This is a genomic window from Bradyrhizobium sp. LMTR 3 (assembly GCF_001693485.1).
Classification (GTDB): Bacteria; Pseudomonadota; Alphaproteobacteria; order Rhizobiales; family Xanthobacteraceae; genus Bradyrhizobium.
The window spans coordinates 81449-100574 of sequence record NZ_MAXC01000055.1 but is presented as its reverse complement, the minus strand read 5'-3'; the positions used below and the strand labels follow the sequence as shown (position 1 = coordinate 100574).

The 19126-nt window shown below is 62.8% G+C and carries 16 protein-coding genes and 1 pseudogene; 15 read left to right on the top strand and 2 right to left on the bottom strand.

From position 1 onward, the window contains the following. The first annotated feature begins 101 nt into the window (after positions 1-101). Genes LMTR3_RS34670 through nikE form a run of 4 tightly spaced genes read left to right on the top strand, consistent with a single transcriptional unit; the run spans position 102 to position 5293 of the window. Positions 102-1721 carry an ABC transporter substrate-binding protein gene (locus tag LMTR3_RS34670; RefSeq protein ID WP_065749441.1) on the top strand — a complete coding sequence of 540 codons (1620 nt, stop codon included), beginning with the start codon at positions 102-104 and terminating at the stop codon, positions 1719-1721. Between the two features lie 13 nt (positions 1722-1734). Further along, positions 1735-2781, top strand: a complete 1047-nt coding sequence (locus LMTR3_RS34665; RefSeq protein ID WP_065749676.1) for an ABC transporter permease — start codon at positions 1735-1737, stop codon at positions 2779-2781. Next, positions 2778-3626, top strand: coding sequence for an ABC transporter permease (locus LMTR3_RS34660; protein WP_065749440.1), 849 nt, complete (start codon positions 2778-2780; stop codon positions 3624-3626). The genes LMTR3_RS34665 and LMTR3_RS34660 overlap by 4 nt, the downstream gene beginning before the upstream one ends. After that, positions 3623-5293, top strand: coding sequence for a nickel ABC transporter ATP-binding protein NikE (nikE, locus tag LMTR3_RS34655; RefSeq protein ID WP_065749439.1), 1671 nt, complete (start codon positions 3623-3625; stop codon positions 5291-5293). The genes LMTR3_RS34660 and nikE overlap by 4 nt, the downstream gene beginning before the upstream one ends. A 75-nt stretch (positions 5294-5368) precedes the next feature. Here nikE and LMTR3_RS34650 read toward each other — a convergent pair whose 3' ends face one another. Next, the gene (locus tag LMTR3_RS34650) at positions 5369-5863 is read right to left on the bottom strand and encodes a MarR family winged helix-turn-helix transcriptional regulator (RefSeq protein ID WP_065749675.1); all 495 of its coding nucleotides are present in this window, start codon (positions 5861-5863) and stop codon (positions 5369-5371) included. A 167-nt stretch (positions 5864-6030) separates the two neighbouring features. Here LMTR3_RS34650 and LMTR3_RS34645 point away from each other — a divergent pair, with 167 nt between their 5' ends. The 10 genes from LMTR3_RS34645 to LMTR3_RS34600 all read left to right on the top strand — a co-directional run bounded on the left by LMTR3_RS34645 (position 6031) and on the right by LMTR3_RS34600 (position 16810). Further along, positions 6031-7308, top strand: a complete 1278-nt coding sequence (locus tag LMTR3_RS34645) for an amidohydrolase/deacetylase family metallohydrolase (RefSeq protein ID WP_065749438.1) — start codon at positions 6031-6033, stop codon at positions 7306-7308. Positions 7309-7438: 130 nt separating this feature from the next. Beyond that, positions 7439-9730, top strand: a complete 2292-nt coding sequence (locus tag LMTR3_RS34640) for a xanthine dehydrogenase family protein molybdopterin-binding subunit (RefSeq protein ID WP_502686702.1) — start codon at positions 7439-7441, stop codon at positions 9728-9730. Further along, on the top strand, positions 9727-10563 hold the full coding sequence (locus LMTR3_RS34635) for an FAD binding domain-containing protein (protein WP_065749437.1): 837 nt from the start codon (positions 9727-9729) through the stop codon (positions 10561-10563). The genes LMTR3_RS34640 and LMTR3_RS34635 overlap by 4 nt, the downstream gene beginning before the upstream one ends. Beyond that, positions 10560-11759 carry a xanthine dehydrogenase family Fe-S subunit gene (locus LMTR3_RS34630; protein WP_065749436.1) on the top strand — a complete coding sequence of 400 codons (1200 nt, stop codon included), beginning with the start codon at positions 10560-10562 and terminating at the stop codon, positions 11757-11759. Before LMTR3_RS34635 ends, LMTR3_RS34630 begins: the two co-directional genes overlap by 4 nt. 72 nt (positions 11760-11831) lie before the next feature. After that, a complete protein-coding gene (locus LMTR3_RS34625) occupies positions 11832-12986 on the top strand; it encodes an ABC transporter substrate-binding protein (RefSeq protein ID WP_065749435.1) in 1155 nt (384 codons plus the stop codon). A gap of 73 nt (positions 12987-13059) precedes the next feature. Next, on the top strand, positions 13060-13932 hold the full coding sequence (locus LMTR3_RS34620; RefSeq protein WP_065749673.1) for a branched-chain amino acid ABC transporter permease: 873 nt from the start codon (positions 13060-13062) through the stop codon (positions 13930-13932). Continuing rightward, entirely contained in the window at positions 13929-14975 is a 1047-nt protein-coding gene (locus LMTR3_RS34615; RefSeq protein ID WP_065749434.1) for a branched-chain amino acid ABC transporter permease, read from the top strand. The genes LMTR3_RS34620 and LMTR3_RS34615 overlap by 4 nt, the downstream gene beginning before the upstream one ends. Beyond that, positions 14975-15757, top strand: coding sequence for an ABC transporter ATP-binding protein (locus LMTR3_RS34610; RefSeq protein WP_065749433.1), 783 nt, complete (start codon positions 14975-14977; stop codon positions 15755-15757). Before LMTR3_RS34615 ends, LMTR3_RS34610 begins: the two co-directional genes overlap by 1 nt. Next, positions 15750-16454 (top strand): ABC transporter ATP-binding protein, encoded by a 705-nt coding sequence (locus LMTR3_RS34605; protein ID WP_065749432.1) that lies wholly within the window; start codon positions 15750-15752, stop codon positions 16452-16454. Before LMTR3_RS34610 ends, LMTR3_RS34605 begins: the two co-directional genes overlap by 8 nt. Continuing rightward, on the top strand, positions 16451-16810 hold the full coding sequence (locus tag LMTR3_RS34600; RefSeq protein ID WP_141686962.1) for a Rieske (2Fe-2S) protein: 360 nt from the start codon (positions 16451-16453) through the stop codon (positions 16808-16810). Before LMTR3_RS34605 ends, LMTR3_RS34600 begins: the two co-directional genes overlap by 4 nt. A 4-nt stretch (positions 16811-16814) precedes the next feature. Here LMTR3_RS34600 and LMTR3_RS34595 read toward each other — a convergent pair whose 3' ends face one another. After that, complete coding sequence (locus LMTR3_RS34595; protein WP_065749430.1) at positions 16815-17678, bottom strand: alpha/beta hydrolase; 864 nt, start codon at positions 17676-17678, stop codon at positions 16815-16817. Positions 17679-18010: 332 nt separating this feature from the next. On the opposite strand from LMTR3_RS34595, the pseudogene LMTR3_RS34590 reads away from it, so the two are divergent. Further along, positions 18011-19051, top strand: a pseudogene (locus LMTR3_RS34590) (hydantoinase/oxoprolinase N-terminal domain-containing protein); the annotation flags it as partial. Between the last annotated feature and the right edge of the window lie 75 nt (positions 19052-19126).

Below are 19126 nucleotides of genomic sequence, written 5' to 3'. Positions count from 1 at the left end.
CACGGATACGGTTGGGCCGTCGTCCCAAGGCTTTGGCGCAGTACTTGCTTGGGTTTACGGGCTTCTCTCCGGCGTTCTGGTTGAAATTCAAGGGAAAAAGAATGCGATTTACCTCATTCAAGCCGATGCTTCAGGCGACCGCGGTCTTGGCGCTTTTGCTCGTCGCTACCGGGCCTCTGCGGGCGCAAACCCGGGCCGAGACGCTGCGCTACGTGACGGGTGCGTCAGTCAATACGCTCGACCCCAACATACCGGGCGCCACTCGCGAGTCCTTCGCCGTCAGTCTTAGCACCTACGACCGGCTGGTTTCGTTCGGCCGCAAGCAGCTCAACGGCAAATGGGTATTCGATCTCGACAAGATCACGGGGGAGTTGGCGGAATCCTACGACGTCAGTCCGGACGGGCTGAAGATCACGTTCCACTTGCGTAAGGACGCCAAATTCCAGGACGGCTCGCCGGTCACGGCCGAAGACGTCAAATGGTCGCTCGACCGCGCCGTTACGGCGCCGATCCTCGGGAAAAACCAACTGCTCACGGGCTCGTTGACTTCGGCCGATCAGTTCAAGGTGATCGATCCGCTCACTTTCGAGGTGACGCTGCCGAAGCCTGATAAGCTTGCTCTACCCAATCTCGCCGTTGTCTATCCGATCATCATCAACTCGAAGGTGGCGAAGCAGCATGCAACGGCGGACGATCCCTGGGCGACCGCGTGGTTGAAGGAGCATACGGCCGGCAGCGGCGCCTATGTGGTCGAGAGCTTCAAGCCGGGCGAACAGGTGATCCTCAAGCGTAACGAGGGCTGGAACCGCGGCACGGCCGACAAAGCTGCGTTCTTCAAGCGGATCATCGTGCAGTCGGTGCCGGAGCCGGCGACGCGCGCCAACCTGGTCGAACGAGGCGATGCAGATCTCGTCATCGATCTGCAGGCGAGCGACGTGCAGTCGCTCGAGGCCAAGGCGAAGCTCAAGGTGATCTCGACGCCGCAATACAATGCGGTCACTTTTGTTTCGATGAACAACCAGATACCGCCCTTCGACAATGTCAACGTACGCCGCGCCATTGCCTTTGCGCTGCCCTACGACGACATGTTCAAGGCGGCGCTGTTTGGCCGCGGCGCCCCGTTGTTCGGCGCAACCTGGAACGACGGCAAGCCGCCGAATGGCGGCTATCCGGTCCCGCAACCGGTGAAGATCGACCTCGACAAAGCCAGAGAATATCTGAAGGCCGCCGGCCTTCCGGAGGGCTTTGCGACCACGTTCAGTTTTAATGTCGGCCAAGCTTCGACCGCCGAGCCGATGGCGGCCTTGGTCAAGGAATCTCTCGGCAAGATCGGTATCAAGGTCGATATCCAAAAGCTGCCGGACGCGCAGATGTCGACGCAGATCAACGAGAAGAAGCTTCCCTTCTTCATCGAGGGCATCGTAGCCTGGCTTCCTTCCACCGACTATTTTTACCGTAACTTCTACATCGGCAACCAGCGCTGGAATTACAGCTCGATCAATCATCCTGAACTGACGGCGGTCGCGCAGGAAGCCCGTTTCGAACCCGACAAGGTCAAATACGAGGAGGCGGGCCTGAAGCTCAATGCCATCCATTTCAGCGAGATGCCGCAGATTCCGCTGTGGCAGCCGAACCAGGACGCAGTGATGGCGCCATCGGTGGAAGGTTACACCTACCAGTTCCACCGCCAGGTCGATTATCGCGACCTCAGTCGCAAGTGAACTGCAGCAAGTGATCGCTCGAACCGCAACGGTCACCCTTGGTTCAACGCTGGTACGGGCGGGGAGGCGGTTCTTGTCCTCCCTGCCGGCACTCTTCGGCGTGCTCGTCTTTACCTTCCTGCTGATGCGGGTCCTGCCGGGCGATCCGGCGGTTTTCTTTGCGTCTGGCCCGAATGCCGGCAAGGAGGAGGTCGAACTGATCCGCAAGCAGATGGGTCTCGACAAGTCGGTGCCGGAGCAACTGACGCTCTATCTCTATGACGTTGGCCGCGGCAATTTGGGACGATCCATGATGACCGGCCAGTTGGTCACCAAGGACCTTCGCGAGCGGCTGCCGGCCTCGCTGGAGCTTACCTTCACCGCGCTCCTGATCGCGCTCGTATCGGCGGTGCCTCTCGGCGTGCTGGCGGCGCTGAAGCCGGGCTCCATCATCGATCATGGCGTGCGATTGTTCTGCGCGCTGGGCGTTTGCGTACCGACCTTCGTTTCCGGGCTGTTGCTGATTTACGTCTTCTATTACCTGCTCGGCCTCGCGCCTGATCCAACCGGCCGGATCGACGTCTTCACGTCAATGCCGCCGTCGCGAACCGGATTCCTGATGATCGACTTCCTGATCGCGGGGGATATCGACGGCTGGTGGGCCGCCTTCAGGCAATTGATTTTGCCGGCGCTGAGCATGGCGCTGTTCGTGATCGCGCCGCTGGCGCGAATTACGCGCGCTTCGATGCTGGTCTCGCTCGGAAGCGATTTCGTGCGTACCGCGCGTTCCGTCGGACTTTCCTGGCGGCATGTCGTCGTCACCTATGCGTTGCGCAACGCCATCCTGCCGGTGATCACCATCGCGGGGATCGTGTTCTCGACCATGCTCGGCGCTAACGTGCTGGTGGAAAAGGTATTCTCCTGGCCAGGGGTTGCCTCCTATGCGCTCGATGCGCTGCTCTCTTCCGACTATGCTCCCGTACAGGGCTTTGTGTTGCTGATGGCGAGTCTGTTCGTGCTGGTCAATCTGACCGTCGATGTCTGCTACGGCATCGCCGATCCCAGGGTTTCGATCGAATGACCAGCACAACGCTTCGTCATTCGATCTGGATACTGCGCGGAAATCCACTTACCGGCGTCGCCGCAACCGGCGTCTTGCTGTTGATTCTCGTCGCGATTTTCGGGCCGTGGATCGTTCCCTACGATCCGATCGCGTCGAACGTGCAGGAGGCGCTGTTACCGCCAAGCGCCGCGCATATCGCCGGCACCGATCAGCTCGGTCGCGACGTGTTCAGCCGCCTGATCGTCGCGGCGCGCCTCGATCTCGCCATCGCGGTCTCGGCGGTCAGTATATCCTTCGTGCTCGGTGCCGTCATCGGCTCATTCTGCGGCTATGCCGGAGGGCGGCTGGATCGCACGGTTGGCCGGTTCGTCGACGTGATGATGGCGTTTCCGCTATTCGTGCTGGCGATGGCGATGGTCGCCGCACTCGGTAACCGGGTCGAAAACATCGTGATCGCGACCGCCGTGATCAATCTTCCCTTCTACATCCGCTTTGCGCGGGCGGAGGTCAATGTTCGCCGCAATCTCGGTTGGGTGGAGGCGGCGCGGGCCTGCGGCGAAAGCCATATCTCAGTGGTGCTGCGTTTCCTGCTGCCGAATATCCTGCCGGCGATGGCAGTGCAGATGTCGCTCAACCTCGGCTGGGCCATCCTCAACGCGGCCGGGCTTTCCTTCATCGGGCTCGGCGTCAAGCCGCCGACGCCGGAATGGGGCATCATGGTCGCGGAAGGCGCTCGCTTCATCTCGACCGGCAGATGGTGGCTGGTCGCCTTTCCCGGCCTTGCGCTGATGCTGGCCGTGTTGTGCTTCAATCTGCTTGGCGACGGGATGCGGGACATTCTTGATCCGCGCATGCGGACATGACCGAGCCGCTGCTGAAAATAGACAACCTCCACGTATCGTTCTCGACCAGGCGTGGAGTGGTCGAGGCGGTCCGCGGGGTGACACTCTCGGTTCAGGAAGGTGAGGTGCTCGGTCTCGTCGGGGAGAGTGGTTCGGGCAAATCCGTGACCGGCTTTGCGACGACGCGGCTGCTCGACGCGGCCGGGCGGGTCACGGCGGGCAAGATCCTGTTTCGCGGCCAGGACGTCACGAAACTGTCCAGCGACGACCTTCGCCATCTGCGTGGCGCCGCCATGTCGATGATCTTCCAGAATCCACGGTCGGCACTTAATCCGATCCGCGCGGTCGGCCAGCAGATCGCGGACGCGATACTGACCCACAAGCGGATGTCGAAGGAAGCAGCGCACGCCGAGGCGCTGGAGCTGTTGCGCGCGGTTCAGATACGCGATCCCGAAAGGCGAATGGCCGCCTATCCGCACGAGCTCTCCGGCGGCATGTGCCAGCGCGTGATGATCGCGATTGCGATTTCCTGCAACCCGGCTCTGCTGATCGCCGACGAGCCGACGACCGGTCTCGACGTCACGACGCAGAAGGTGGTGATGGACCTGCTGGCCGCCATTGCGTCTGCGCGTGGCATGGCGACGATCCTGATCACGCATGATCTTGGCCTCGCAGCCAGATATTGCCGGCGTATCGTGGTGATGGAGCAGGGACGTCTGGTCGAGGAAGCGGCCCCCAGAACGCTTTTTAACGCTCCGCGGCACCCCTACACAAAACGTCTCGTCGCCGCATCGCCCACTGCGAGTTCACGGATCGAGGATCTGGTACCGGAGGAGGAGCGGGGATATGTGGCCATAGGCGACAGGCCAAAGCCGCCGCCCGCGCCGGGCACGCCACCGCTACTGGAAGTGCGAAAGCTCGCCAAGCGCTTTGACCAGGGCGCCGCGGCGGTCGCTGAGTTTTCCATGACGATGGCCGCCGGCGAGAGCGTCGGGCTGGTCGGCGAATCCGGGTCCGGCAAGAGCACGACGTCGCGGATGATCTGCCGACTGATCGACCCGAGCGAAGGTGACATCGTGTTTGATGGCCAATCGATCGGTCATGTGCCGGCACGGGATTTTCACCGCTCGCCGTTCCGCAAAGACATCCAGATGGTTTTCCAGGACCCGAACGAAAGCCTCAACCCGCGCTTCACCGCCTTTGACTGTATTGCCCATCCGCTGATGCGACTTGCTGGTCTGCGCGGGGGCGACGCCTTGCGGCAGCGGGTAGAGGAGTGCGCGCAGCGGGTGGGATTGCCGGCGGATCTCTTGCCGCGCTTTCCGCATCAGCTTTCCGGCGGCCAGAAGGCCCGCGTCGGCATCGCCCGCGCCATCGCCTGTCGGCCGCGCCTCCTGGTGCTCGACGAGCCGACGGCGGCGCTCGACGTCTCCGTGCAGGCGGTGGTGCTGCAACTGCTCGACCGGTTGCGGCGCGAGGACGATCTCGCCTTGCTCTTCGTCAGCCATGACCTGAACGTCGTTCGCATGATCTGCGGACGCACGATCGTGCTGCGCAATGGCGCGATCGTCGAGCAGGGGGAAAGTAGAGCGCTGTTCGACAATCCGAAGAGCGACTACACGCGCGAACTGGTCGCGGCGATTCCTAATATCGAAATCGAAACCAGGCGCGCGGCCGCCGCGCTTTAGTCCATCGGCGGTCCCGCGAACGACCACTAATTGTGCAGGCCTAGCTAAAAAGACAGCAGATCGGACGAGCCGCGTCTAGTCGAACAGGGCAGCACTACTGTCGCGATTGGCGTTACCTGCGACAATGCGCTGCATCATGTCGATGAACAGAGCCTGTTCCCGTTCGGTCAGATCGCCGAGCGTGGCGCGATGTGCGGCCCGCGCGGGGGTCTCGATTTTTGCGAGAAGGGCGGCTCCCGCCGCGGTCAATTTGCATAGCCGCGCACGGCGGTCTTCGTCATTCACGGCTCTCTCGACCAGATTGCGGGCAGCAAGCCGCTTGAGCGCGCCGGTTGTCGTCGTCCTGTCCAGTGCGATATCGGCCGCTAATGTGGTCTGATCGGCGGTTTTTCGCACGGCGAGTGCGGAAAGCAGGCTGTATTGCAGCGGCGTCACCTCGAATTCGCTGCATGCTTCCTGGAACAACGCGACATGGATCTGGTGCAACCGCCGGATCAAAAATCCCGGCCGTTGCGATAACGGCCACGGGCGGTGCCTGATCTCGACGCGACCCTTCTTTGCTTTTCGCAATGCACTCTCCCAGCCTCGGAACATTGGCGCCAGTAGCCCGATTCGATTTGGCCTCGCCACGGCTGGATCATGGCATGAAGTTTGCTCCTGTAAAATGCGAAGTATGCTTCGTATTTTGGCGGGACTGGGGTTAGGCTCCGTCAACGAAAGCAGAGGAGAGATCGTACATGTCTGTCAGCGCCACCTTCGACCAGCTTTTGCGCGGCGGCCGCGTGATCTGCCCCGCCTCCGGCATCGACGGGATCAGGGACGTCGCCATTCGCAACGGCAAGATCGCGGCCGTGCAGCCCGACATTCTGCCGACGAGTGCCAAAGAGGTGATCGACGTGACCGGCAAGCTGGTGTTGCCGGGGCTGATCGATACCCACGCGCATGTCTATCAATACGTCACTGGCCGCTTTGGAATGAATGCCGACATGGTGGGCGTTCAGTCCGGCGTGACGACACTGGTCGACCAGGGCGGTCCGTCATGCATGACGCTGCCGGGGTTTCGGCGCTTCGTCGCTGAGCCCGCGAAGTCGCGCGTCTATGCATTCCTGTCGGCGTATCTGGTGGGCGGACTCGAGGGACATTACTATCCAAAACTCTACAGCCCGGATGGCGTCGATATCGATGCGACGGTGAAGTCGGCCACGTCCAATCTCGATCTGGTTCGCGGCATCAAAGCCCATGCGGAGATCGGCGGTTTTGCGCGCTGGGGCATTCGCGTCATTGAAATGGCGGCCGAGATCGGGCGTCGCGTCGATTTGCCGGTCTACGTGCATTTCGGTCAGCTCTGGGGACTGCCCGAGAGCGGCACCAATGGTGAAGACGTCGACACGATTCTGGAACGCGTGATCCCGCTGCTGCGGGAGGGAGACGTTCTGGCGCATCCGTTCACGCGTCATCCCGGCGGGTTCGTCAACCGCGAGGGCGAAGTGCATCCGGTGATCCAGGCGGCGCTCGATCGCGGGCTGAAGGTCGATGTTGGCCACGGCAGCCATTTCTCCTATCGGCTCGCCAAAAAGGCGCTCGCGGCGGGAATCGTTCCGACAACGCTCGGCGCCGACATTCACGGCTACAACACGCACGTGCCTGCGCCTGCCGGCACGCCTGACCAGCACGAGGATGATGAGAACCATCCCTTCGCCGGCCAGGCCAAGTTCAGCCTCGTTCAAGCCATGAGTTCGATGATCGCGCTCGGCCTGACGCTCGAACAGGTCGTGCCGATGGTTACGTCGAACCCCGCCAAAATGCTCGGCCGCGCCGACGAAATCGGCGCGCTCAAGGTGGGCAGGGAGGCCGACATCTCCGTGGTCTCGGAAAAGGCCGGCAGGTTCGTCCTTGCTGACAACGAGAAGAACGAAGTCATCGCCGAGCGTCTTCTGCAGCCCGTGTTCTGTCTCCGTGCGGGCACACGATACGATGCAGTCGCGTCCATCCTGCCGCAGGCAGTTGCGGCGTGAAGAGATCGGCATCAGCGCGATCGAGGAGAACGGCATAGTGCGCAACGAGCGCGATTTTCCCTCCGCAGGTGGAGCGGGCGTCGGACAAGGCGTCGGCGCGCGGCTGCCGCGCAAGGAAGACGATCGCTTGATGCGTGGCCGCGGACAATTCGTGGCTGACATTCGTCTCGCCGGAATGCAGGACGTTGCTTTTGTGCGCAGTCCGCTGGCGCATGCGCGGATCCGCGCAATAGATGTGCCGGAGCGCTATCGCGCCAGCGTCTTCACCGCAGCGGATCTGGTTGGCGTCAAGCCGATCCGGGCCGTGTCGGGGTTGCCGGGCTTCAAAATCTCCGAGCAGCCGGTACTCGCCATCGGCAAGGTGCGCCAGGTCGGCGAACTGGTCGCCATGTGCGTCGCGCCGACGCGGGCCGAGGCGGAGGACATCGCGGCAGCGGTGACGCTTGATCTTGAGGAACTTCCCACAGTCTACGATATGCGGAAAGCGCGCGAGCCCGGTTCGGCCCTGGTGCACGAGGAGTGGGGCGACAATGTCTTCCTCGAAACCAATTTCGAGGTTGATATCTCGAGGGCGTTCGATGCACCAATCAAAGTGACCCGCGAGATATCGACCGCGCGCCAGTGCATGTCACCGCTCGAGGGGCGCGGCGTCGTCGCGACCTTCGACCAGCGCCTCGACCAGCTCACGCTTTATTCCGCCGCGCAGATGCCGCATATCACGCGCAGCGGTCTTTCCGAATGCCTCGGCATGGACCAGGGGCGAATTCGCGTTGTTTCGCCCGACGTCGGCGGCGGCTTCGGTCACAAAGGAATCCTGCTGCCCGAAGAAGTCTGCCTGTCCTGGCTGACGATGCGCCGCAGCCACCCGGTGCGCTGGACCGAGGATCGCCGCGAGCATCTTACCGCCAGTTCCAACTGCCGCGAGCACCACTACAGGATCACCGTCTATGCCGACCGGGACGGCCGGCTGCGCGGCATCGATTGCGAAGCGACCGTCGACTCCGGCGCCTACTCCTCCTATCCGTTCTCGGCGTGCCTTGAGGCCGCGCAGGTCGCCAGCATCCTGCCGGGACCTTATCTGATGCCGGCCTATCGCTGCCGGACGTTTTCCGTTGCCACCAACAAATGTCCGATCCTGCCCTATCGCGGCGTGGCGCGCACCGGCGTCTGCTTTGCGCTGGAACTGATGCTTGATCTGGTCGCGGCGGAAGCCGGGTTGGAGCCGGGCGAAGTGCGTCTACGCAATCTCGTGCGCCCCGAGCAAATGCCGTTCGACAACATCACCAAAAAACATTTTGACAGCGGGGACTATCCCGAGGCGATGCGGCGGGCGCTGGCGTCCATCGATATTAACGGCGTGCGGGCGCGTCAGCGCAGGGGCGAGATGGACGGGCGGCGGATCGGCGTCGGCGTTTCTATCTATTGCGAGCAGGCCGCGCACGGAACGTCGGTCTATTCAGGCTGGGGCATTCCGATGGTGCCCGGCCACGAACAGGCATCCGCACGCCTGACGCCGGACGGCGGCCTCGAACTGCGCGTCGGCGTGCATTCGCACGGGCAAGGCATGGAGACGACGCTCGCGCAGGTCGCCCACGAGATGCTGGGCGTCGATGTCGCCAGGGTGCGCGTCATTCTCGGCGACACCGCGATGACGCCGTACTCCACCGGCACATGGGGCTCGCGTTCGATGGTGATGGCGGGCGGCGCAGTTGCGACCGCCTGCCGCGAGTTGGGCGAACGCGCCGGGCGCATCGGCGCCAAGCTGCTGCAGCACGATCCCGCCGCGGTGGTGCTGCAGGACGGCGCAGTCCGGGGCGTCAACGGCAGCGTGACCCTGAACGAGATCGCCCACACCTGGTACCGCCGTCCGCAGGATTTACCGGCCGATGTCGATCCGGGCGGACTGGAGGTGACGTCGGGCTACAAGCCGCAACGCGATTCCGGAACCTTCAGCTATGCCGCGCACGCTGCGGTCGTCGCGGTGGATCCCGATCTGGGAGAGATCGAAATCCTCGACTACGTCATCGTGGAGGACGGCGGTGTTCTGGTCAATCCGATGGTGGTGGACGGCCAGATATATGGCGGTCTGGCCCAGGGCATCGGCACCGCATTGTACGAGGAGATGCCGTTCGATGCGGCCGGTCAGCCGCTTGCGACGACGTTAGCGGATTACCTGCTGCCTGGTCCAACCGAAGTGCCGGCGCCACGCCTCGATCACATGGAGACGCCGTCGCCCTATACGCAGTTCGGTGTGAAGGGCATCGGCGAAGGCGGCGCCATCGCGCCACCGGCTGCGATCGCCAACGCCGTCAACGACGCCCTGCGGCCGCTCGGCGTCGAACTGATGCAGTCGCCGATTACGCCGCACCGAGTCGTCGAGGCGATCCTGGCTGCACGCGAAGCTGAAAGGCCGGCGGCATGAAACCGGCTCCTTTCGGCTACGAACGTCCGCGCGATCTGCAGGCAGCGCTTGCCGTGCTGGCCGAAGCCGACGCCTCCGTAAAAATCATCGCCGGCGGCCAGTCGCTGGGGCCCATGCTCAACCTGCGGCTCGTGGAGCCTGAGCTGATCGTTGACATCACGGGCGTTGCTGAACTCAAGCAGGTGGAGCGCCGTGACGATGAACTCGTTGTCGGGGCCTGTGTCACCCATGCCGACATCGAGGATGGACGCATTCCGGATGTCACGCGCGGCGCTATGCGCCGTGTCGCCGGCAACATCGCCTATCGCGCCGTTCGCAACCGCGGCACCATTGGCGGATCGCTGAGCCATGCCGATCCCGCGGCGGACTGGATATCCGCGCTGTCGGCGTTGGGCGCAAAGCTGACGCTGCGAAGCCTTGCGGGTTCGCGTACCGTTGCGATCGAGGATTTCATCGTCGGCGCGCTGGAATCTACTTTGCGTGCGGGCGAAATCGTCGAGACCGTTCATGTTCCGGCAATGCCGCCTTCAGTCCATTGGGGTTACGTCAAGAGCTGCCGCAAGACCGGTGAGTTCGCGCACGCGATCGGTGCGGTCATGATCGACCCGAGCGCGGCAACGGTTCGTGTCGTGATCGGCGCAATCGATTCCGCGCCGATCGTCATGACCGATGCCGATGAGCTGTTCGGTGGACGCATCACCGGCGACTACAAGGAGCGCTTCGACCCGCGTGTCGCAGACGCCATTCTGACCAAGGCCGGCGTGTCGGACGCGGCTCACCGTCATATTCATGTCAATGCGCTGAAGCGTGCAGTCCGCGAGGCTGCCGCATGAGCATGATTGAACTCACCGTGAACGGGCATTCGGTGCAGGCGGTTGCGGAACCGCGCACCAGCCTTGCGGATTTCGTCCGCGACAAGCTCGACATGACCGGTACCCACCTCGGCTGCGAACATGGTGTCTGCGGCGCATGCACGGTGTTGCTCGACGGCGCGCCGGCGCGTTCGTGCATCACTTATGCGGTTGCCTGCGAAGGCGCAGAGGTCACCACGATCGAAGGCCTCGACGAGGATGCAGTTACATCGGAGCTTCGTGCCGCCTTCACCCGCGAGCATGCGTTGCAGTGCGGCTATTGCACGCCGGGCATGCTGGTTTCCGCGCGCGATCTCGTGCTGCGCCTGCCGGATGCCGACGAGCGTGCCATCCGCGTTGGCTTGAGCGGCAATTTGTGCCGGTGCACCGGCTATGTCGGCATCGTGCGGGCGGTTCAGTCCGTCATCGAAGCGCGGCGCGCACGCGATATCGCGCCAGAACCAGGCGGTGGACGGAAGGTCCTGGGCCCGGTCGGCTCGGGTCGGAGCGCGCGCAACGGCGTGAAGGCCACAGGCATTGGTCGCGGAAAAACATCGACTGAAGCGCTCTCCCGGGTCAACGCAATTGCCGACTTCACGCCGGCCGTTGTTCTGACGCAGCAGTTCAGCATCACGCATTCGCCCGCGCAGGTCTTTGCGATGTTCGGTGACATCGCGGCGGTTGCGGCCTGCCTTCCCGGCGCGTCATTGACGGCGCCGCCGAGCCCGGAGCGCGTTGAAGGCGCGATCCGCGTCAAGCTTGGTCCGATTGCCGCGACATTCTCTGGGCTTGCTCGGGTCGAACGGAACGCGGCCGATATGTCCGGTCGCATCGTCGGTATCGGCAACGACCAGCGGAGCCGATCCTCGACCCAGGGCGAAATTCGCTACCGGCTGGTGCCGATCGAGCAGGGCGCTGCAACGCGCGTCGACCTCTCCATCGGATACACGCTGACGGGTATGCTGGCGCAGGTCGGAAGACCGGGGCTGGTGCGCGATCTCGCGGCGCGGTTGATCGCGGAGTTTGCCGGCAATCTCGACCGCCGCTTGTCGGGTACCTCACCGGCCGCTGCAACGCCCGGCAAGCTCAACGCGATGTCGCTGGTATCAGGCCTTTTGCGCGTGCGGGTCGCGCGCTGGTTTGCTCGCTTCTCGTCCGACAAGGATGGCAGCGCGTGACGGCTCGACGTTCCGCGGTGCGGGGCGATGTTTGGACGTAGATGGATTAACAGCGTGAGATTGGAGAACCAGATGACACTAACTTTCAGAAGTGTTTCAGCGATTGCGCTGGCGATTGCTTTCCTGGGTGGCGCCGCCGAGGCTCAGACCATCAAGATCGGCGTCAACGAGCCCCTCACGGGCGCGTTCGCCGCTTCCGGAACCTATGTCGTCAATGGCGCCAAGATCGCTGCCGACGAGATCAATGCGAAGGGCGGTATTCTCGGCAAGAAGATCGAGCTTGTCATCGAGGACAACAAGAGCAATCCGACGGAGGCCGCCGCCGTCGCCGAGAAACTAATCACGAGCGACAAGGTGCCGGTTCTGATGGGTGCGTGGGGCTCCAGCCTGACGCTGGCGGTGATGCCCAAACTAATGGAATACGAGACGCCAATGGTGGTCGAGACCTCCTCGTCGGGCAAGATCACCACGACGGGAAATCCCTACATCTTCCGGATCTCGCCGCCTTCGGCGATCGAGGCCGCGGCGTTCAAGGGAATCGTCGACAAGCTGGAACTGAAGAAGGTCGATTTCCTCGTCATCAATAACGACTGGGGCCGCGGCACCGCCGAAGATTTCAGCAAGATGATGAAGGAAAAGGGGATCGCGGTCGGCGCGGTCGAGACGATGGATCAGGGCGCGCAGGACATGAGCGCGCAGCTTTCCAAGCTCAAGGGTACCGATTCCGAAACCATCATCGTGACGACGGCGGTGGATCAGCTCACGCTGATCTTCAAGCAGGCCGCGGCGCTCGGCCTGAAGAAGCGCATTATCACCACCGGCGGTTCGCAGAATCCGGACCAGATCATCGCGCAGGCGGGGGCAGCCGCCAACGGAACCATGCATCTGACGACCTTCCTGCCTTGGTTCCCCGACAAGACGCCGAACCCCGAAGCGACCAACTACTTCATCGCCGAATGGAAGAAGCGCGGCTTCGACTTCGCCGGCTGCACCGAAAGCTTCCGCGGCTATGACGGCATCCGCACCGTCGCGGCGGCGATCGAGAAGGCGGGCAAAGCGGAGCCGGCGGCAATCAAGGCCGCGCTGTGGGACATCAAGATCAAGGGCCTGAACGGCGATATCGTGTTCCGCAAGTCCGGCCCCGTAGGCAAGGAAAGCGGCCAGAGTCAGCCCAACGTCTACCTGATCGAAATCACCGACGGCAAGATCGGCATGAAGACGCTCTGACGTCGGGTTGCTGATCGACGAGGGCCGCGGGCAATCGCGGACCTCGCCTGCGTCGGGAATATTTGGAGCGAGCTTGAGCGAGTTTCTGCAGCATCTGATCAACATGCTGGTCCTCGGCGGCACCTACGCGCTGCTGGGAATTGGGCTGACATTGATCTTCGGCATCATGAACGTCGTGAATTTTACGCACGGCGTGCTGTATACGTTCGGCGCCTACATCATGTTCATCGTGGTGCATCAACTCGGGGTCAATTTCTTCCTCGCGCTGCCGCTGGCCGTGCTGGCCGGCTGGCTGCTCGGAGCCACGATCGAGCTGACGCTGCTGCGGCCACTGCGTGGCTCCGACATCGATACCACGATGCTGGTGATGATCGGTGCCTGGATCGCGATGCAGTCCGGCACTCTGTGGATCTGGGGTGGGGTGGCCAAGTCGGTGACGACACCGTTCCCGGAGGCGCCGCTGGTGCTGGGACCGGTGTCGGTGTCCTGGCTACGGCTGTTCGTGCTTGCCGCGGCGGGCATGCTGATCGTGGTCACCTACCTCCTGATTAACAGGACCAAGCTCGGCTGCGCGATGCGGGCGACGTTTCAGGATCAGGACACCGCCTCGCTGATGGGCGTCAATGTCGACCTCATCTACACATCGACCTTCGCAATCGGTTCGAGCCTGGCCGCCGCCGCCGGTGCGCTGCTTGGCCCGGTCTATGTGATCTTCCCGCAAATGGGCGATCTCGCCGCCGTCAAGGCGTTCGCAATCGTCATCCTGGGCGGGCTTGGCAACATCACCGGCGCCGTTATCGGCGGCTTTCTTCTGGCATTGGCTGAAGAACTCGGCGCCGGCTATGTTTCGTCGGGATACCGCGACGCCATGGGCTTTCTGATCATTATCGCGGTTCTGATCTTCAAGCCGACCGGACTTTTCGCGCGCTCGGAGCGCGTCGGATGAAGCTCGGCGCCGCCATTCTGACGATCATCGCCTTGGCATCTGTGCCGCTGTGGCTGCGCGATCCCTATCTCATGAACGCGTTGATCACGACCGGCATCTTCATCATCGGCGCGATGAGCCTGAATTTGCTGCTCGGGTTCACCGGCCAGCTCAGCCTCGGTCATATCGCGTTCTTCGGCATCGGCGCCTATGTCAGCGCCCTGACGTCGCTTGGTTTCGACATTGGCCTTCCCGGGGGCTTTCGCATCGTTCACGATCCCTGGCCGCCGATCGCAGGCTTCCTGCTGGCGATCATTGTCGCGGGATTGTGCGGATATCTCGTGGGTCTGCTGTCGTTTCGCGTTCGCGGCGCCTATTTCGTCATCGTGACGATTTCATTTGCCGAAGTCGTGCGCCTGGTTGCGCTCAATTGGATCGAGCTCACGCAGGGCCCGCTGGCGCTGACCAATATTCCATCGATCACGATCGGATTGCCGGAACTTGGTAGTTTGACCCTCCGGACCAAGTTGCAGAACTACTACCTCGTACTGGCCGTCGCTGTAGCGGCTTATGTGCTGATCTCGCGCCTCGTTCATTCGCATTTCGGCCGCGCCATGCGCGGGTTGATGGAAAACGAAACGCTTGCGGTGTCGGTCGGCATCGACGTGACCAAGACGCTCACTTTGGCGGCGGTGATCTCGGCCGGGATCGCGGGGGCGGCCGGCAGCCTCTATGCGCACTACATCCGCATCATCGATCCCGAGGTGTTTGCCTTTATCAATACCGTGACCATGGTGATCATGGTCATTACCGGCGGCAAGGGATCCTTGTTCGGCCCCGTCATCGGCGGCATGATTTTCGGATTATTGCCTGTGTTCCTCCGCCCGATCATGGCGCCGGAGGCGCAGTGGATCGCCTATGGCGGCGTACTGATCGTCATTCTTTTCGTTCTGCCGCGCGGCATTGTGCCATCGCTCGCCCAGCGATTTGCAAAGCGGTGGAACCGCTCCCCGGCAGCAGGACCGGTGACCTTTTCCGAACGTGACGCCAAGGAGCCTGCGTGATGGCATCGCCTGCGACGGCATTGAAGGTCGAACAGGTCGCCGTGCACTTCGGCGGACTCGTTGCACTCTCGGACATGAACTTTTCCGTCGGCGAGGGCGAGATCGTCAGCCTGATCGGGCCGAACGGCGCCGGCAAGACGACGGCCTTCAACGTCGTGACCGGCTTTCTGGAATCGACCCATGGCAGCGTGAGCTATCGTGGAACGGTTCTCAACGGTTTGAGGCCGCATCAGATTGCTGATTTGGGATTGATCCGCACCTTCCAGCGCACCAGTGTTTTTCCGAACGACACGGTTTACGACAATCTATTGGTTGGGCTGCACCGTCAGGGGAGGGTCAGCCTTTTCGAAGCCATTCTGGGCCTGCCGCGTGCGCGATCTTCGCAGCGCCGGTTGCGGGAACGCGCCAGCGAGCTTGTCGAGTGGGTTGGCCTCGAACGCCGCGCGCACGATCTCGCAGGGTTGCTGTCTTATGGCGAGCAGCGGCTTGTCGGCGTGGCGTTGGCGCTGGCCGCCGAGCCCTCGATGCTGCTGCTCGATGAGCCGGTCTCCGGCATGAATGCCTCGGAGACCCACACTTTCGTGCAGTTGATCCGCAATATCAGGGATCGCGGCGTCACCGTCCTGCTGGTTGAGCACGACATGCCGATGGTGATGAGCGTCTCTGATAGAATCGTGGTGCTGAACTACGGCCGTATCATCGCCGAAGGTCCGCCGGACGTGATCCGGAACGATCCGGCCGTTATCGAGGCCTATCTCGGACAGGGGGCAACACGTGCTTGAGATTCGCGACATGGTGTGTGGCTATGGCGGAGTCACCGCGTTGCGCGGCGTTTCGCTGGAGGTCAAGGCCGGCCAGCTCGTCGCCCTGATCGGCGCCAACGGCGCCGGCAAGAGTACCACGCTACGCGCAATCTCGGGCCTCGTTTCGCCGCGTTCGGGATCGATGCTGTTCGAGGGCAAGGATATTGCCGGCGCCAAGCCGCCGGACGTGGTAGCTTGCGGGATCGCGCATTGTCCGGAGGGACGGCGTGTGTTTCCGCACATGACGGTCGAAGAGAATCTCGACATGGGGGCCTATCTCCGCACGGATGCCTTCGCGATTTCGGCGGACCGTGAACGCATCTACGCCGAATTTCCGCGTCTGGCAGACCGCAAGCGGCAGGCTGCCGGCACCTTGTCGGGCGGCGAACAGCAAATGCTGGCGATCGGCCGGGCGCTGATGTCGCGGCCGCGGTTGATCATGTTCGATGAACCTTCGCTTGGGCTTGCGCCCAACATCGTCGAGCGCACCTTCGCCATCATTCGCGGCATCCGCGATCAAGGTACGACCGTCCTTCTGGTCGAGCAGAATGCGTTTGCGGCGCTCGAGATGTGCGACCATGCCTATCTGCTGGAAGGCGGTCGTATCGTTCTCTCCGGTCCCGGCACGGAGATGATCGCGAACGAGCATGTTCGAAAGGCCTATCTTGGCGGATGACTCAAGCTGTCGCAGACTTCGGCGAGGGAAGGTGGATGCCGGTCTGCGGACTTAGCCGGCTGCTCGCACAAAGGATCGTCTGCGCGCGCGTGACTGGGGTCGATCTGATACTGGTCTGGGACGAAAATCGCGCGGTAGCTTGCGAACGGGTGTGCCCGCATGAACAGGCCGACCTCAGTCTCGGATACCTGTCGGCAGGACGCCTGTTTTGCCCCCGTCACGTGGCATCGTTCGATCTCCGCAATGGCAGGATTTCCATGGGCTGGCCGAGTCGGCCGTTGCGGATCTACCCGACCAGGATCGACGGCGACCAGGTCTTGATCGACGTCGCGGCGATCAGGCCGCCGGCGGTGTAGGTCGTCATTGGTTGACGAGCTTCCGCGCGATATCCACCAGCGCGCCGTCAGGACGTCGCAATTCGTTGAGGATGCTGAAATGATCTGCACCTTCGATCGGAAAAAGCTTGCCGGGCGCATTTGCGGCAACGCGCGTTTCGTGAAGGTGGATGGAATCGAAAATCAGCGCCGGTAGCTCATCCGCGCCGTAGACGATGTCGAGCCGCTTGTGGACCACAGGCAGGCGAAGCGGCGACAGCGTCTCGACTTCCTGGTCTGCGAGCTTCAGCGCATCGTTCAGGCCGGTATCGCGAATTGGCGCAAGATCGTACACGCCCGAAATCGCCAGCCCCGCAGTGACACGCGGATGGTCCAGCGCCATGGCGACGAGATGGGCGCCGGCCGACCAGCCCGACAGCACGATCGGGCCGGAGATGCCGTAAGATGCGCCGTGTTCGGCGAGCCAATCCAGTGCCTGGGATATCTCCGCGACGATCTCGGTCAGCGATGCTTCGGGCGCGAGCGAATAGCCGGGAATGGCCACCGACCAGCCATGCGCGGCCACGCCCTCGACAAGCATGGCAAACACATCGCGGGAATTGCGCTGCCAGTAGCCGCCATGCAGGAAGACCAGGCAAGGGGCCGCGCTGTCGGCGGCCGGATAGATGTCGATCATCGTCCTCTCGCGGTCGCCATAGGCGACATCGAGGTAGGATTTGCGGCTGGCCCGCAGCGCTTTGGAGGCCTCGTTTCGCTCCGCGATCAGGGCGGCGCTGTCCTTCACGGCGGCATTGTTGTCATACGCCGCGTCGCGTTCGGCCTGGGAAAGCGCAGCCCAGTTCGATCGTGGATCGAGAGGCCTGTCTTTCCTTGCCGAGATGTTGGTCACGTGCGTCGCTCCACCGGAAAACGATTTCGGGGCCACTTTAGAACAGTAGCCGAGGAACGCGAGAAAAATAGCGCAGCCGGTCATGGCAGGAAGAAGACGTGAGCCCGAACCGCCGCAGATTGCATGCTGATTACACCACCCTCAACGTAGCGGGTTGGTGCATTCGGCGCCGATGCGCTCTTATGGGAAGATGCAGTGCCAGATCGTAGAAATCGTGTTGCATAGATGCCCTGCAACAATGGCTGGGCGCATTGACCCTGTGCGCAGTCGCTGGCATGGAAATTGCTCAATCGTTGACTCAGTTCGTTCAGCCAGCGCCGCGGAGATTTGGCATGCTTCTGGGAGCCGAAGTGAGGCTTGCCGTCGATATCGGAGGCACATTCACGGATATCGTGTTGGACGTGGGCCAGGATCGCAGGACACGGAAGGTGTTGACGACGCCCTCGCGACCGGAGCAGGCTGTGCTGGACGGGATGCGTCTCATCCTGGCCGACGCACGCGCGCATATCTGCGATATCGACGTCTTCATTCATGGCACGACGCTCGCGACCAACGCCATCATCGAGCGGCGCGGCGCGAAGACAGCGCTCGTCGCGACGCAAGGCTTCCGCGACGTGCTCGATATCGGTACCGAGAGCCGCTACGATCAATACGACCTTGCGATCGACAAGCCGAAGGCGTTGGCGCCGCGGTCCTTGCGCTTCACCGTCCCCGAGCGCATCGATGCGCATGGTGCGGTGCGGTTGCCGCTCGATGAGGCCGCTGTGCGCGCACTCGCGCCGGAGCTGCGGGCGCACAACGTGGAGAGCGTCGCCTTCGCCTTCCTCCACTCCTATGCCAATCCCGAGCATGAACGGCGCGCCGCTGCGATCCTGAAAGAGGAATTGCCGGCCATATGGGTGACGCTGTCGTCGGCGGTGTGCCCTGAAATTCGCGAATACGAGCGGACTTCAACCGCCGTCGCCAACGCCTATGTGCAGCCTCTCATCGACGGGTATCTCACACGGATGGCGGAGGCGCTGCAGGTCGAGCAGTTTCGCGGCGCCATCTACCTCGTGACCTCCGGCGGCGGCGTCACCTCGATTGAAACGGCGCAGCGCTTTCCGGTGCGGCTCGTCGAGTCAGGTCCGGCTGGTGGCGCGATTTTCGCCGCCCAGATCGCGGCTCGCCTTGGCGAGACCAGGGTGCTGTCCTTCGATATGGGCGGTACCACCGCGAAGATATGCCTGATCGAGAAATATCAGCCCGAGACATCGCGGGTATTCGAGGTCGATCGCGCCGCACGCTTCCTGAAGGGTTCGGGCCTGCCGGTACGAATTCCCGTGATCGAAATGGTCGAGATCGGCGCCGGCGGCGGCTCGATCGCGCGGGTTGGATGACAGCCTTGGCCTTGATGACCAGGATCTCGGCCGTGCGGGTGTTGACGCTGATAGCCCCTGCCACGCGCC

What these genes read in the sequence shown, in the direction of transcription:
- LMTR3_RS34670 (WP_065749441.1), top strand. Translation starts at nt 102, where the DNA reads ATGCGATTTACCTCATTCAAGCCGATGCTTCAGGCGACCGCGGTCTTG.
- LMTR3_RS34640 (WP_502686702.1), top strand. Translation starts at nt 7,439, where the DNA reads ATGCGTGGCCGCGGACAATTCGTGGCTGACATTCGTCTCGCCGGAATG.
- LMTR3_RS34645 (WP_065749438.1), top strand. Translation starts at nt 6,031, where the DNA reads ATGTCTGTCAGCGCCACCTTCGACCAGCTTTTGCGCGGCGGCCGCGTG.
- LMTR3_RS34660 (WP_065749440.1), top strand. Translation starts at nt 2,778, where the DNA reads ATGACCAGCACAACGCTTCGTCATTCGATCTGGATACTGCGCGGAAAT.
- LMTR3_RS34635 (WP_065749437.1), top strand. Translation starts at nt 9,727, where the DNA reads ATGAAACCGGCTCCTTTCGGCTACGAACGTCCGCGCGATCTGCAGGCA.
- LMTR3_RS34630 (WP_065749436.1), top strand. Translation starts at nt 10,560, where the DNA reads ATGAGCATGATTGAACTCACCGTGAACGGGCATTCGGTGCAGGCGGTT.
- LMTR3_RS34615 (WP_065749434.1), top strand. Translation starts at nt 13,929, where the DNA reads ATGAAGCTCGGCGCCGCCATTCTGACGATCATCGCCTTGGCATCTGTG.
- LMTR3_RS34600 (WP_141686962.1), top strand. Translation starts at nt 16,451, where the DNA reads ATGACTCAAGCTGTCGCAGACTTCGGCGAGGGAAGGTGGATGCCGGTC.
- LMTR3_RS34625 (WP_065749435.1), top strand. Translation starts at nt 11,832, where the DNA reads ATGACACTAACTTTCAGAAGTGTTTCAGCGATTGCGCTGGCGATTGCT.
- LMTR3_RS34610 (WP_065749433.1), top strand. Translation starts at nt 14,975, where the DNA reads ATGGCATCGCCTGCGACGGCATTGAAGGTCGAACAGGTCGCCGTGCAC.
- nikE (WP_065749439.1), top strand. Translation starts at nt 3,623, where the DNA reads ATGACCGAGCCGCTGCTGAAAATAGACAACCTCCACGTATCGTTCTCG.